Below are 13,636 nucleotides of genomic sequence, written 5' to 3' on the forward strand. Positions count from 1 at the left end.
CGAAATTTGTTTCGGGTGATGAAGAGTGCCAAGCCTATCAAGAATAGAAAAACAGGCAGGAAGGGCATTCTAAGGATTACTGCTACGTAGGGTAGTAGGAAGGTGAAAATCAGGCCGGTTGCGAGAAATGTGATTGCCAAGCGCTTTCTGAGCGTGCAGTCGGTTATTTGGTAGTGCAGCACAAGGTAGAACCCGAGGAAACACATTGATTGCAGGTAGAAATTCATCGTTTCTGAGGTCCCGTCGCTTCGAGTGTTCGGGTATCCCAGCGTTTGGCTTTGACGGCTTGATAGAGCATGTGGATGGTTAGCGGGATCTTTCCCTCGCAGCCTCTTTCCACGAGTCGTAAGTACGCATCAAAACCTCGGTGCTTGAAGTAGCGGTTGTTTTTATAGTCGCCGAGGTTTATGCCGAAATATTGTTTCAGCGCTGCCATCAGTTGTTTTGCCTCGACGCCGTTACAGCCGAGATCATGGTTGATTGAGGTATTGATGGTTATGATTTGGTGTTTGGGCAGACCTACATCTTCATGAATTAGCTGCAGAAGATGGAGCATGACAGGATCGTCAGGAAAACCGGGGGCCAGGTTCAACGTTGGGGCGACGAGTAGCGGGTGAGTTGACCTGATTCGACTGTAGCGGTCGCGGTCCAAGAACAATCCTGAGCCTATTAGGATAGCGCCTATCGGGATGCTGGGAAGTTGGATTTCAGTTATCCAGTAAGGGAGCCATATTGAACAGATCAGCCCCGCAGCCAGTAGGGACAGGCCTGCGTATTTCCTGAGGTTATGGGATCTGATTTTTTTGACAAGGACAATGTCCAAAACGATAAAAACGATCCATTGAAGATATTCAATCATTGGGCTTAACCGCCTAGGAACGGGACGACAATGGCAGACATGGAGCGTTGAGGGCCTATCCCGCCTTCGACCTGGGCTTCAATTCCAATGACCACGTCGCCAGCGGGGTAGCTACGGATGATGCTTTTGATGATTAAGCCCACCGTGGTGCCAACGACGCGTGCTACAGGTTTTGAAAGCGGGTGAATGGGCGCACCGAAGGCCCCTGCCAATAATAAGGCGACGATGGTCCCGCGTTCGTTAAGCAGATCGGCTTGTTGCCGGGTCAGCGGCTTGGAAATCGCGACAGTCATCTTGCAGGGCAAATCACGAGCAAACATCTTTTCATAAAGATCCACCAGTCGATAGCGCACCTCGTTTGCTGAAGCACCGGCTTCTAACAAGCAAAGGTTTGCCAGAGCATGCTTGTGAGTGGGGAGAACGGTAAGGCGAATGACCGTGAAGGTGACGCCGTAGTGGCCGATGTGTTGAGTCCTTTCGATGTCCATGGGTTTTTGCCGAGGCAGTTGAGAGATCAATAGTTTCGGCCATGCGAAGGGGGGTTATGTAGAGGATTGGGCGGGTGTTTTGAGCAGTTTGGGAAGGGGACTACGTAGTAATAGATAGTTTCTTACGGAAGATTCCCGCATTTTCAATTTCACCGAGATTTGCAGGGCAAAGCCAATCAATTGTGGGAGTCGGGCTTACCCGCGATGGCGGTGGGTCAGGTATAGAAATGTAGCCTGAAGTTTCGCCGTCGCAGGCAGGCCCACTCCCACAGTTTTAGCTGTGTGGCTGGCTTGGTTGTGTTTGCTTAATAGCTGGTTTAGCCGTTCGTGGTTCGATCAGGCACTGACAGGCCTACTGATACACCCTGGATGATTTTCGCCGCTTCCGGCGGGATGCGTTCCGGGGTGCAGAACAGTGTGCTGCCTTTCTGGATGTTGACGCTGCGCAACTCGCCAGCCCAGTCGTAGATGTCGTCGAACAGCGTGCGGTGGATGTGTTGCAGGCGGTCGAGGTCGTAGGGCGGTTACGCAGGACGCCGTTACCGGGGTAGCAAGGCTTGATTGTAGCGAAATAAAATCACGTCACATTTTGTATAAAAAGTCCGCAAGGGCTCTAAATTCAGCGTATGTTTCACCGCAAAATCTTGTAGGACGATCCCGTCCACTACTTAAAGGGAGTTAAGCATGGGTTTGCTTCGTGTCGCTTCGGCGATGTCATTGTGTGCAGTGGCTTTTTCGATCCAGGCCGAGCAGTTGCCGATCGAGGTGCTCAGTGCGGTGGTCAAGGACCAGAAAATCGCCGACGCCGAAGTCCTGCTGCAACGTAACGGCGCACAGAACGTAGTGGGCCGCACCAACGCCCAGGGCCAGGTGACCCTCACCAGCGAAGCGGCCGATGATGCCAGCAACCTGTTGATCATCAAGAAGCCCGGCTATTCCAACCTGGTAGTGAAGTGCCCCTGTGCCGGCATGACCTACGCCATCAGCCCGGTGATGGAAAACCTCGACGGCCTGCGTGTGGTGCTGACTTGGGGCAAGACCCCGCGCGACCTCGACTCGCATATGATTTTCCCCGGCAATAACATCTTCTTCCGTAACAAAAAGGGCACCGACGCTGAGTTGGATGTGGACGACACCGACAGCTATGGCCCGGAAACCATTACCCTGCAGAAGAAGCACTACGGCGAAAGCTACGTGTATGCCGTGCATGACTACTCCAACAGTGGTTATCCAAACTCGAACGAGTTGTCCAACAGTGAGGCCAAGGTGTTTGTGTACATGGGGCAATCCCTGGTACGCACCTACTACGTGCCGCAGAACCGCGCGGGCAACCTGTGGACCGTATTCCGCATGACCGGTAGTGGCGACTTCCAGGACATCAACACGTTCACCGGTGTGAGAGTCGGTGCCGAAGACGTACTCAATGAGGTCAAGCCTCTGCTGGACGACAGCGTGGCCGTCACCGCAGTGGCTGTCAGCTCGTCGGTACAAGCGGATGCGAAGAAGCTGAACCTGAAGGGCGAAGCAGCCTACCAGGCAGGTAACCTGGACCAGGCCATCGACCTGTTCCGTCAGGCCATCGACCTGGACAATAGCTTCGGCAAAGCCTACGGCAACCTGGGCCTGGCGTATCAGAAGGCTGGCAACACCGCCGAGTCGATCTGGGCCAACCGCAAGGCCATCGCCCTGGCGAACGGTGCCACTGCCGCGACCGTGCGTGCCGGCGCCTACTACAATATTGCGCGGATCTACGAAGCGGCGGGGCAGTTCGCGGATGCGTTGCGTCACTACCAGTTGGCCAAGGAACAGAAGGCCAATCCGGTGTATGACACGGCGATCGAGCGTGTGCAGAACCGCTGATTTAGCTGTAGGGCCGTTCTAAGGTGTGGGAAGGGGGTTGCTCCCGATGGCGGTAATTCAGTCGGTTAATTTCTGACTGATACACCGCCATCGGGAGCAATCCCCTTCCCACATTTGGTTTGTGATGTTCCTACTTACACAGTCGAACTTGTCACATTTGGCCCAAGGCCATTGCCCCAGCCTGTGTATCATCCTGTCTCTTTTTTCCTTGCGACCTATCTCGATTCGCTGAGCGTCCCAGGCTATGTTTTTGAGCCACCTTCAGCGGTCAATGGAGTGACAGCTTATGCACGACACCCTCCAGCAGGTCTTTGGTTATCCACAATTTCGTTTGGGCCAGGAAGCCGCGGTCAGCGCCGTGCTGGCCGGTCGTTCGGCGGCAGCGATTTTTCCGACCGGGTCGGGCAAGTCCCTGTGTTACCAGCTGTCGGCGGTGTTGCTACCGCACCTGACGCTGGTGGTGTCGCCGTTGCTGGCGCTGATGCAGGACCAGTTGGGTTTCCTGCAACGCCATGGCATCTCGGCCGGCAGTATCGATTCGGCGCAAAGCCGCGATGAGGCCAATGAGGTGATGGCGCGCGCGCGCTCGGGCGAGTTGAAAATCCTGATGATTTCCGTGGAGCGCTTGAAGAACGAGCGCTTTCGCAACTTCCTGCTGAGCGTACCCATTTCATTGCTGGTGGTGGATGAGGCGCACTGTATTTCCGAATGGGGCCACAACTTCCGTCCGGATTATTTGAAGCTGCCGGACTACCAGCGTCAGTTCAAGATCCCACAAGCGCTGCTGCTGACGGCTACAGCGACGCCCAAGGTGATTGCCGACATGCAGGCCAAGTTCGCCATTGCGCCTGACGACGTGATCACCACGGGCTTCTACCGGCCGAACCTCAACCTGTTGGTAGAGCCGGTGAGCGGCGCGGACAAGCGTCGGCGGCTGGTCCAATGGATGAACGAGCGGCCCGGCCAGCCGAGCATCGTCTACGTCACCTTGCAGAAAACCGCCGAGCAGATCGCCGAGCACCTGAATCGCCATGGCATCCAGGCCGAGGCGTATCACGCCGGCTTGCCCCACGATAAACGCGAGGGCATCCAGCAGCGTTTCATGGGTGGGCGCTCCAATTGCATCGTCGCCACCATCGCGTTTGGCATGGGCATCGACAAGAGCGATATCCGCAACGTGGTGCATTTCGACCTGCCCAAATCCATCGAAAACTACAGCCAGGAAATCGGCCGCGCCGGGCGTGACGGGCAATCCTCGGATTGCCTGGTGCTCGCCAACCGCGACAGCCTCAATGTGCTGGAAAACTTCGTGTACGGCGACACGCCTGAGCAGGAAGGCATTCGCCGTGTGCTGGACGAGTTGCAGGCCGCGCGAGGGGACGGGCAGTGGGAGTTTCTGCTGCGCTCGCTGTCGGACCACAGCAACATCCGCGAGCTGCCCCTCAAGACGCTGCTGGTGCAGTTGGAACTCAAAGGCGTGATTGCGCCGCGCTACGCGTTTTACGCCGAATACCGGTTCAAGTACCTGATCGAGCCCGACGCCTTGTTGGCGCGGTTTTCCGGGGAGCGGCAGGCGTTTGTCGCAGCGATCGTCCAGGTGTGCAAGCGGGCCAAGACCTGGGCGACGGTGGATTTCGACACGCTTTATCAACAGCACCAGGCCGAGCGCAATCGCGTGGTGAAAGCGCTGGATTACTTCCAGGAGCAGGGCCTGATCGAGCTGGAAAGCAAGCAGATGACGGAGGTCTACAGCCTGCTGAAGACCGATTTCGATCCGCAGGTGTTGAGCGCCGAGTTATACACAGGCTTCAAGCAACACGAGGTCACGGAAGTGGCACGGATTCACGCCATGCTCGACCTGTTCGCCACCGAACACTGCCTGGGCCAGCGCCTGGCCCGCTATTTCGGTGATGAACATGCACCGCAGCGCTGCGGGCATTGTTCGGTGTGCCACGGCCATGTCGCGCATTTGCCGGCGCCGCCGAGCCTGGCGCCGCTTGTGGATAAAAACTTCATGGGGCTGTGCGGTGATTTTATCCACAGGCATCATGAGTACTGCGGCCAACTGCCCGGCGCCGAACGGCTGACGCGGTTCCTGGGCGGTATCAGCGTGCCGCTGTTCACCAAATTGAAGGCACGCGGCATCCCTGGTTTTGCTGCGCTGGAGGACTACCCCTACGCCGAGGTACGCGAGTGGGCCGAAACCCATTTGAATAACCTGTAAACCCACTTTGACGAGACGCGCCGATGCCTGACTCCATGCCCCAACGCGCCGATTACCGGCACTTCCAGCCGATCATTACGCGCTGGCACGACAATGATGTGTATGGCCATGTGAACAACGTGACCTACTACAGCTTCTTCGACACTGCGGTGAATACCTACCTGATCGAACACGGTGGCTTGGATATTCATGACGGCGAGGTGGTGGGGTTTGTGGTGAGTTCGGCGTGTGATTACTTTGCTTCCGTCGCCTTTCCCGAACGCATCGAAATAGGCCTGCGGGTCGGCAAGTTGGGCAACAGTTCGGTGCAGTATGAGTTGGCGGTGTTCAAGGCAGGCGAGGAGGACGCCTGTGCGGCGGGGCGCTTCGTGCATGTGTTCGTGGATCGGGGGACGAACCAGCCGGTGACGATTCCGGAGCGGTTGCGCGAGGCGTTGCAGCGCTTGCTGGCCTGACTTCCTACAGAAACCCATGTGGGAGGGGCGGTGCGACGATTCGACTGCCCCTCCCACAGTGTTTCTTCAGTGTTCTTTAGATCTGATCAATCACGGTAGTGATGCTTGTTCTTGCGATGGCCATAGGCATGGCCACGGCCAGGGTGATCATCCCGGTAGTAGCGACGGTCGTCACGGCCACGGTAACGACGGTCGTCGTCATCGCTCTTGTTGCCCATGTAGTTGCCCAGCGCGCCGCCCGCGCCGCCGCCAGCGGCTGCGCCGATCAGGCTGCCGGTGGTGCCGCCCATGCTGCGGCCTACCACGTTGCCGCCCGCTGCGCCCAGGGCGCCGCCAATGGCTGCTTCGCCGCGGCTGCGCTTGTCAGCGCCGACCGCACTGCCGCCCGCGCCGCCCAGGGCTGCACCGATGGCTGAACCGGTATTACCGCCGACCTGCTGGCCGACAACCGAACCGAGTACCCCGCCCAATGCGCCGCCTACACCGGCTTCGGTGGTGCCACCGGCCATGGCTGCGCCACTGACCAGGCCAAGGGACAACAAGAGAATCGAGGAGAACTTCATAGAGAGACCTCAAGAGGATGACGGCGCGATCCTGAGGCTGTGTCGACATTGTGACAATAGAAATCCGACCAGTAACACGACTTGTACACAATTCTCTAACTTACTGTTTTAGCTAGGGAACTTAAGTGATTTCGGCGGGTCTTTAGTTACTTCGGAACGGCCGCTTTTATGCAAAAGCGGCCTTTTTTGTGCCTGGGATTTACGCCGAGCGCGCCATGATCAGGCCATTGTCGCTCGCCGCTTCCAGGCGGATCGCAACAAATTTCGACGTCGGCGTATGGCTGCCATCCCCGGTGCTTTCCAAGGGCACCAGCGGGTTCACTTCCGGGTAGTAAGCCGCTGCCTGCCCCGCCGGAATATCGAACGCGAGCAAGGTGAAGCCTTTTACGCGGCGCTCACGGCCGTCTTCCCACAGCGACACGATGTCGGCCTTTTGCCCCGGCTTGAAGCCCAGGCGGATGATGTCGGCTTCGTTGACGAACAACACGTCGCGTTGACCTTTGACCCCGCGATAGCGGTCGTCCAGGCCATAAATGGTGGTGTTGTACTGATCGTGGGAGCGCATCGACTGCATGATCAGGTCCGGCACGTGCCCGGTGGCGTGGGTGCGTTCGTGGATCAGGTCCTTGGGCAGGACGTTCGGGCGGAAGTTGGCGCGGCCCGAAGGCGTGTTCCAGCGACGTACCCCGGCGGCGTTGCCCAGGTAGAAACCGCCCGGGTTTTTGATCCGCTCGTTGAAGTCCTTGAAGCCTGGGATGGTGTCGGCGATCAGCTCGCGAATACGTCCGTAGTCGGCCACCAGCCAGTTCCAGTCCACCGGTTGGCTGCCCAGGGTGGCGGCGGCGATGCCGGCGAGAATGGCCGGCTCGGATTTCATCAGGCTCGACAGCGGTTGCAGCTGGCCGTTGGAGCCGTGGACCATGCTGAACGAGTCTTCCACCGTCACCGCCTGCGGGCCTTCGGCCTGGATGTCGATGTCGGTGCGGCCCAGGCACGGTAGGATCAGCGCGTCTTTGCCGTGCATCAGGTGGCTGCGGTTGAGCTTGGTGCTGATCTGCACGGTCAGGTCGCAATTGCGCAGGGCTTCGAAGGTGCGCGGGCTGTCCGGGGTGGCTTGGGCGAAGTTGCCGCCCAGGCCGATAAATACTTTGGCGCGGCCTTCCAGCATGGCGTGGATCGCCTCGACCACGTTGTGCCCGTTGGTGCGCGGCACCTGGAACTGGAAGCGCCGCTCCAGGGCGTCGAGGAACGCCACCGGCGGCCGTTCGTTGATGCCCATGGTGCGGTCGCCCTGCACGTTACTGTGGCCGCGCACCGGGCACAGGCCGGCGCCCGGGCGGCCGATATTGCCGCGCAGCAGCATCAGGTTGGCGATTTCCTGGATGGTCGGCACCGAGTGACGATGCTGGGTGATGCCCATCGCCCAACACATGATCACGTTCTTGCCTTTGGCGTACATGCGCGCCGCTTGCTCGATTTCCACCAGGGGCAGGCCGGACTGCGCGACGATTTCTTCCCAGGAGGTGTCGTCGATCTGGCCGAGGTAATCGAGCACGTGGGTGGTGTGTTCGTTGAGGAAGTCGTGGTCGAACACCGCTGCCTTGCCTTCGGCCTGGGCCTGGCGCTCCCACAACAGCAGGAACTTGGCCATGCCGCGCAGGATGGCCATGTCGCCCCCCAGCGCCGGGCGGAAGTACGCGGTGTTGGTCGGCTTGTCGCCGTTGGTGAGCATTTCCAGCGGGTGTTGTGGGTGCTGGAAGCGTTCCAGGCCGCGCTCTTTCAGCGGGTTGATGCACACCACCTGAGCGCCGCGTTTCACCGCTTCGCGCAGCGGTTCGAGCATGCGCGGGTGGTTGGTGCCGGGGTTCTGGCCCCAGACGAAAATCGCGTCGGCGTGTTCGAAGTCGTCAAAGGTCACGGTGCCTTTGCCGACGCCGACACTTTGCGCCAGGGCCACGCCACTGGCTTCGTGGCACATGTTCGAGCAATCCGGGAAGTTGTTGGTGCCGTAGGCGCGCACGAACAACTGGTACAGGTACGCCGCTTCGTTGCTGGCGCGGCCCGAGGTGTAGAACTCGGCCATGTCCGGGCTCGGCAGGGCGTTGAGGTGCTGGCCGATCAGCTCGAACGCCGCCTCCCAACTGATGGGCTGGTAACGGTCGGTCTGTGCGTCGTAGCGCATCGGCTCGGTCAGGCGGCCCTGGTATTCCAGCCAATAGTCACTTTGCTCCAGCAACGAGGTGACGCTGTGCTTGGCGAAGAACGCGGCATCGACGCGGCGTTTGGTGGCTTCCCAGTTGACTGCCTTGGCACCGTTTTCGCAGAACTTGACCATGCCGCTTTCCGGCGAGTCGCCCCAGGCGCAGCCCGGGCAGTCGAAGCCGCCGTTCTGGTTGGTCTTGAGCATCATGCGCAGGTTTTTCAGCGCGTTGTCGCTGGTCAGCCATGCCTGCGCCACGCTGATCAGCGCGCCCCAGCCGCCCGCCGCACCCTTGTAAGGCTTGTAGCGCGGGGTTGGGGTTTGGTCGGCTTGGTGGTGATTGCTCATGGCTGTTTCTCCATCGCAGGGCTGTAGACCCGCGGCGCACTTTTCTGCGGCAGGTGGATGAGATTGAGGTTGTGCCGGCGTGCCCATTGCAGGGCCAGGCCGGTGGGCGACGACAGGCTGACCAGGGTCTGGATGCCCGCGCGCAGGACTTTCTGGATCAACTCAAGGCTGCAACGGCTGGTGACAATGGCCAGGCCGCCTTCGCTTGGAATCCGTTGGCGGATCAGCGCGCCGATCAATTTATCGAGGGCGTTGTGTCGGCCGATGTCTTCGCGGCCCAGCAGCAGTTCGCCCTGGTTGTTCATGAACACCGCCGCATGCACCGCGCCGCTGTGCTGGCCCAGAGGCTGGAACGCGCTGATGCGCTGGCGCAGGCCGTCGAGCCACTCGGCCGGCGGCAGGGGCGCGCCGGGCAGTACCTCAAGGTCCGGCAGGGCGTGTTCCAGCGCTTCCACGCCGCACAACCCGCAACCGCTGGTACCGGCCAGTTGGCGGCGCTGCTGCTTGAGGTTCCAGAACGCGCGGCTGGAAATCTGCACCTGAGCGTACTGGGCAGAGCCCGTGCCGCTGAGTTTAAGGTCATAAATGTCGCTAACGTCGGCGATAATGCCGCTGCCGATACTGAAGCCTACAATGAAGTCTTCGAGGTCCGTCGGCGTCACCAGCATCACGGCCTGACTGATGTCGTTATAGGCAATCGCCAACGCCACTTCTTCCGCCAACGCGGTGCTGGCGACTTCCGTGTGTTCGAGCGTGCAAAACTGGTAGCTCTGGCTGGCGGCGGGCGCGGGCGTTTGAACAGCGGGCGCCGCGCAGACTGGGCGCTTGGCGTTCATGAGGCAGTACCGACGGCGGATGGGTCAGTGTTTAGACTAGGCGCGACAAAGCGTCGCGTCTAATTGCCAGTACTGATCTACCGATAGATGACGTCGATCAATACTCGGTTTGCGATTTCTGAAACAGCGCGAAACACGCTTCCGCCAACGCAGAGCGCGGGGCGCTGCGGCGCATGATCAGCCCCAGGCGCGCCAGGGTGTGGGCGTCTTCGATCGGTTGCAGGCGCAGATGCTCGGTCAGCGCGTCCAGGCCACCGTCCAAGGGCATCACCGCACAGCACAGCCCGCCGTGGACCGCTTGTAACAACTGATGGACCGCGTCGGTCTGCAACAACGGTTGCGGGTGCAGGCCCCGGCTATGGAAGTTGTGATCGATGGACTGCCGGAAGTGCATGCCGCTGGTGAGCATGCCCAGCGGCAGTTCGATCAGGGCTTCCCAGCTCAGGGGCTTTTCGCCGAAGCTGAAATAGCGTTGGTCGTACAGCAGGCCCATGCGGGTTTCGCCGAGGGCCAGGGAGTCGAAGCGCTCGTTGTCCAGGCGGTCGAGGTAGGACACGCCGAGGTCCAGGCGATTGCTCGCCAATTGTTCGAGGATCTGTTCAGAGCTGAGGGCCGACAGCTCAAAGCGCAGGCTTGGGTGTTCTGTGTGCAGTTGCTGCATCAGCGCCAACGGATCGAAACTCGACAGCGGCACCACGCCCAGGCGCAACGTCCCCACCAGGTTGCCGCGACAGGCTGCGGCTTCGGCCAGCAGGCCGTCATACGCCGCCAGCACCGTGCGCGCCCAGGCCAGCACGCGCTCACCCGGGGCGGTGAAGCCTTCGAAGCGCTGGCCACGGTTGACCAGTGGCAGATCGAGTTCTTCTTCGAGGCTGCGCAGGCGCATCGACAGGGTCGGCTGGGTGATATGGCAACGCGCGGCCGCCTGGCCGAAGTGGCGCGTCTCGTCGAGGGCGATGAGGAATTTCAGTTGCTTGATGTCCATCTTCGCTCCAGGGCTTATTCCAATGGCGGGGGGATTCTAGCGTGTTTGGGTCTTTAGGCGGCTGGGAACCCAGATCTGTTGGGCTGGTCTAGTCTTTGGCATCTGGAACTCAAACCCAAGGAGAGAGCAGCATGAGTATTTTGAGCTTTGTTAAGGAAGCCGGCGAAAAGTTGATCGACCTGTTGACGCCGGGTAATGCGAACGCCAGCGAGCAGTTGAAAGAGCATGTGGCCAAGGTCGGTCTGGGTAATCCGAACGTACAGACCACGGTTGACGGCGACAAGGTGACCGTGACCGGCGAAGTTGCCAGCCAGGAAGAGAAAGAGAAGATCCTGCTGGCGCTGGGCAATATTGCCGGGGTCGCGAGTGTGGATGACCAGATCAAGGTCACCGACCCCGCACCGATTGTGGCGGCGCGTTTTGTCGTGGTGAAAAAGGGCGACACCCTCAGCGCGATTTCCCTGGCGGTGTACGGCAACGCCAATCTGTACAACAAGATCTTTGAGGCCAACAAGCCGATGTTGTCGCATCCGGACAAGATCTACCCGGGGCAGACGCTGCGCATTCCCGAGTAGTACACGCGGTAAACCTGTGTGGGGGCTTGCTCCCACATGGGTTCAGAGTCCGACAATGAGATCCCGGTAGTCCTCGACTGCCGCAAATTCCCCGGTGTCCTTTGGCCCTTTTTTGCTGTCCGGCTCTTTCACCGCCAGCAAATGCCCCACGCCGAAGTCCCTGGCGCTGCGCAGGATCGGCAAGGTGTCGTCGATGAACAGGCTGCGCGCCGGGTCGAAGTCGATATCGGCCTGCAGGGCGTCCCAGAACTGTGGGTTTTCCTTGGCGAAACCGTAGTCGTGGGAACTGATCATCCGCTCGAAATACGGCGCCAGCTCGATGCGTTCCATCTTCAATGACAGTGAATCACGGTGCGCGTTGGTGATCAGGATCACGCGCTTGCCGGCCTGTCGGATCGCCGCCAGAAACGTATCGGCATCCGCACGCAGGGCGATCAGGTGGGCGGTTTCCTGCTTGAGTTCGCGCACCGGGATTTTCAGCTCGGTACTCCAGAAATCCAGGCAATACCATTGCAACTGGCCGGCGTTACGCTCGAACAGAGGCTGCAACTCCATCTCGGCCATGGCACGGCTCACCCCATGCAGCTCGGCGTAGCGTTGGGGCAGGTGCTCCATCCAGAAGTGGTTGTCGTAATGCAGGTCGAGCAGGGTGCCGTCCATGTCCAGCAGGACGGTGTCGATGGCGTGCCAGGGCAAAGAGGGCATGGGGCGTTCTCACGTAAGTAAAGATATCCGACACAGACAATCGGAAAAGCCACGGTATAGTAACCCGATCACCCCAAGGAGCCGCTTATGCGCCAGAAACCCACCGTCCTCTCCCGCGAAATAGTCGCCAGTAGCCGTTTGTTCCGCGTGGAAGCAGTGCAATTGCGCTTTTCCAACGGCGTAGAACGGACCTACGAGCGCCTGGTGGGGCGCGGTGCCGGCTACGGCGCGGTGATGATCGTGGCGATGATCGACGCCGAGCATGCGTTGCTGGTGGAGGAATACTGCGGCGGGACCGACGAATACGAGCTTTCGCTGCCCAAGGGTTTGATCGAGCCGGGCGAGGATGTGCTGGCGGCGGCGGACCGTGAACTCAAGGAAGAAGCCGGCTATGGCGCACGCCAGTTGGAGCACCTCACCGAGCTTTCGCTGTCGCCTGGCTACATGAGCCAGAAAATCCAGGTGGTACTGGCCACCGATCTGTATGAAGAACGCCTGGAAGGCGATGAACCCGAGCCGATGCGTGTAGACCGGGTCAACCTGCGCGAGCTGGCGCAACTGGCGCAAAACGAGCAGTTCAGCGAAGGCCGTGCCCTGGCCGCGCTGTACCTGGTACGAGACCTGTTGACCCAGCGTGGAGTGTTCAGCGCATGAGCGAATTGTTTCTAGGCCACCCATTCATTGCCCCGGTGATCGAGCTGGCGCGCCAGGCCGGTGAAGTCATCATGCCGTTCTGGCGCGCCAATGTGGCCGTGACGTCCAAGTCCGATAATTCACCCGTGACGGCGGCCGACCTTGCCGCTCATCATCTGATTCTCGCCGGCCTTACCGCGCTGGACCCGAGCATCCCGGTGCTTTCTGAAGAAGACGCCGATATCGACCAGAGCGTGCGTGCCGGCTGGCAGCGCTGGTGGTTGGTGGACCCGTTGGATGGCACCAAGGAATTCATTTCCGGCAGCGATGAATTCACTGTCAACGTCGCGTTGATCGAACAGGGCCGCGTGGTGTTTGGCGTGGTGTCGATGCCCACCAGCGGCCGTTGCTACTTTGGCGGCGCGGGCCTGGGGGCGTGGCGCTCCGATGTGAACGAAGCGCCCAGGCCGATCCAGGTGCGCCTGGCCCCGGCCGCCGGCGAGGCGTTTACCGTGGTTGCCAGCCGCCGACACAGCAGCCCTGAGCAGGAGCGTTTGCTCCAGGGCTTGAGCGAAGGCTTGGGTGAGTTGAAGCTGGCGAATATCGGCAGCTCGTTGAAGTTTTGCCTGTTGGCCGAAGGCAGTGCCGATTGCTACCCGCGCCTGGCGCCGACCTCCCAGTGGGATACCGCCGCAGCCCAGGGCGTGCTCGAAGGTGCGGGCGGCGAAGTGCTGGAGTTGAGCGGCGAGCCGTTCAGCTATCCGGCGCGGGAATCGTTGCTGAACCCGTTCTTCCTGGCGCTGCCGGCCAAAGCCGCGTGGCGCGAACGTCTGCTCACCCTGGCCCGCGCTTAAGGCCTCAGCAGATCAAAATGTAGGGGGGGCTTGCTCCCACTTTGTTTTGTG

Annotated in this window: 13 protein-coding genes and 1 pseudogene; 6 read left to right on the forward strand and 8 right to left on the reverse strand. The window is 60.1% G+C overall.

The features are described 5' to 3' along the window. Nucleotides 1-223 precede the first annotated feature (223 nt). From ACP7E3_RS27940 to ACP7E3_RS27950, 3 genes and pseudogenes are all read right to left on the reverse strand, one after another. Nucleotides 224-859, reverse strand: a complete 636-nt coding sequence (locus tag ACP7E3_RS27940) for a DUF1493 family protein (protein ID WP_082107806.1) — start codon at nt 857-859, stop codon at nt 224-226. A 5-nt stretch (nt 860-864) separates the two neighbouring features. Beyond that, nucleotides 865-1,347, reverse strand: coding sequence for a hypothetical protein (locus ACP7E3_RS27945; RefSeq protein ID WP_046385050.1), 483 nt, complete (start codon nt 1,345-1,347; stop codon nt 865-867). 365 nt (nt 1,348-1,712) lie between these two features. After that, a pseudogene (locus ACP7E3_RS27950) lies at nt 1,713-1,871 on the reverse strand (Fic family protein); the annotation flags it as partial. A gap of 160 nt (nt 1,872-2,031) precedes the next feature. Here ACP7E3_RS27950 and ACP7E3_RS27955 point away from each other — a divergent pair. From ACP7E3_RS27955 to ACP7E3_RS27965, 3 genes are all read left to right on the forward strand, one after another. Continuing rightward, the gene (locus ACP7E3_RS27955; RefSeq protein WP_017848566.1) at nt 2,032-3,207 is read left to right on the forward strand and encodes a tetratricopeptide repeat protein; all 1,176 of its coding nucleotides are present in this window, start codon (nt 2,032-2,034) and stop codon (nt 3,205-3,207) included. Between the two features lie 286 nt (nt 3,208-3,493). Then, on the forward strand, nt 3,494-5,431 hold the full coding sequence (locus ACP7E3_RS27960; protein WP_261755280.1) for a RecQ family ATP-dependent DNA helicase: 1,938 nt from the start codon (nt 3,494-3,496) through the stop codon (nt 5,429-5,431). Between the two features lie 23 nt (nt 5,432-5,454). Beyond that, nucleotides 5,455-5,886: an acyl-CoA thioesterase gene (locus ACP7E3_RS27965; protein ID WP_046385048.1), complete on the forward strand. Its 432-nt coding sequence runs from the start codon at nt 5,455-5,457 to the stop codon at nt 5,884-5,886. A gap of 86 nt (nt 5,887-5,972) precedes the next feature. On the opposite strand, the gene ACP7E3_RS27970 is transcribed toward ACP7E3_RS27965, so the two are convergent. From ACP7E3_RS27970 to ACP7E3_RS27985, 4 genes are all read right to left on the reverse strand, one after another. Next, complete coding sequence (locus ACP7E3_RS27970) at nt 5,973-6,449, reverse strand: glycine zipper domain-containing protein (RefSeq protein WP_057005769.1); 477 nt, start codon at nt 6,447-6,449, stop codon at nt 5,973-5,975. A gap of 199 nt (nt 6,450-6,648) precedes the next feature. Then, the gene (locus ACP7E3_RS27975) at nt 6,649-8,997 is read right to left on the reverse strand and encodes an FdhF/YdeP family oxidoreductase (RefSeq protein WP_426125052.1); all 2,349 of its coding nucleotides are present in this window, start codon (nt 8,995-8,997) and stop codon (nt 6,649-6,651) included. After that, nucleotides 8,994-9,833 (reverse strand): formate dehydrogenase accessory sulfurtransferase FdhD, encoded by an 840-nt coding sequence (gene fdhD, locus ACP7E3_RS27980; RefSeq protein ID WP_046385046.1) that lies wholly within the window; start codon nt 9,831-9,833, stop codon nt 8,994-8,996. Before fdhD ends, ACP7E3_RS27975 begins: the two co-directional genes overlap by 4 nt. A 97-nt stretch (nt 9,834-9,930) precedes the next feature. After that, nucleotides 9,931-10,818 carry a LysR family transcriptional regulator gene (locus tag ACP7E3_RS27985; protein WP_126587758.1) on the reverse strand — a complete coding sequence of 296 codons (888 nt, stop codon included), beginning with the start codon at nt 10,816-10,818 and terminating at the stop codon, nt 9,931-9,933. A 131-nt stretch (nt 10,819-10,949) separates the two neighbouring features. Here ACP7E3_RS27985 and lysM point away from each other — a divergent pair, with 131 nt between their 5' ends. Beyond that, nucleotides 10,950-11,393 (forward strand): peptidoglycan-binding protein LysM, encoded by a 444-nt coding sequence (lysM, locus tag ACP7E3_RS27990; RefSeq protein ID WP_017848559.1) that lies wholly within the window; start codon nt 10,950-10,952, stop codon nt 11,391-11,393. 42 nt (nt 11,394-11,435) lie between these two features. Here the strand turns inward: lysM and yrfG are convergent, their stop codons facing one another. Beyond that, nucleotides 11,436-12,098, reverse strand: a complete 663-nt coding sequence (yrfG, locus tag ACP7E3_RS27995) for a GMP/IMP nucleotidase (protein WP_046385044.1) — start codon at nt 12,096-12,098, stop codon at nt 11,436-11,438. A gap of 87 nt (nt 12,099-12,185) precedes the next feature. On the opposite strand from yrfG, the gene nudE reads away from it, so the two are divergent. Continuing rightward, complete coding sequence (gene nudE / locus ACP7E3_RS28000; protein WP_017848557.1) at nt 12,186-12,752, forward strand: ADP compounds hydrolase NudE; 567 nt, start codon at nt 12,186-12,188, stop codon at nt 12,750-12,752. Then, the gene (gene cysQ / locus ACP7E3_RS28005) at nt 12,749-13,585 is read left to right on the forward strand and encodes a 3'(2'),5'-bisphosphate nucleotidase CysQ (RefSeq protein WP_046385043.1); all 837 of its coding nucleotides are present in this window, start codon (nt 12,749-12,751) and stop codon (nt 13,583-13,585) included. Before nudE ends, cysQ begins: the two co-directional genes overlap by 4 nt. Nucleotides 13,586-13,636 lie beyond the last annotated feature (51 nt).

Source organism: Pseudomonas sp. PSPC2-3 (assembly GCF_049898265.1).
Classification (GTDB): Bacteria; Pseudomonadota; Gammaproteobacteria; order Pseudomonadales; family Pseudomonadaceae; genus Aquipseudomonas; species Aquipseudomonas veronii.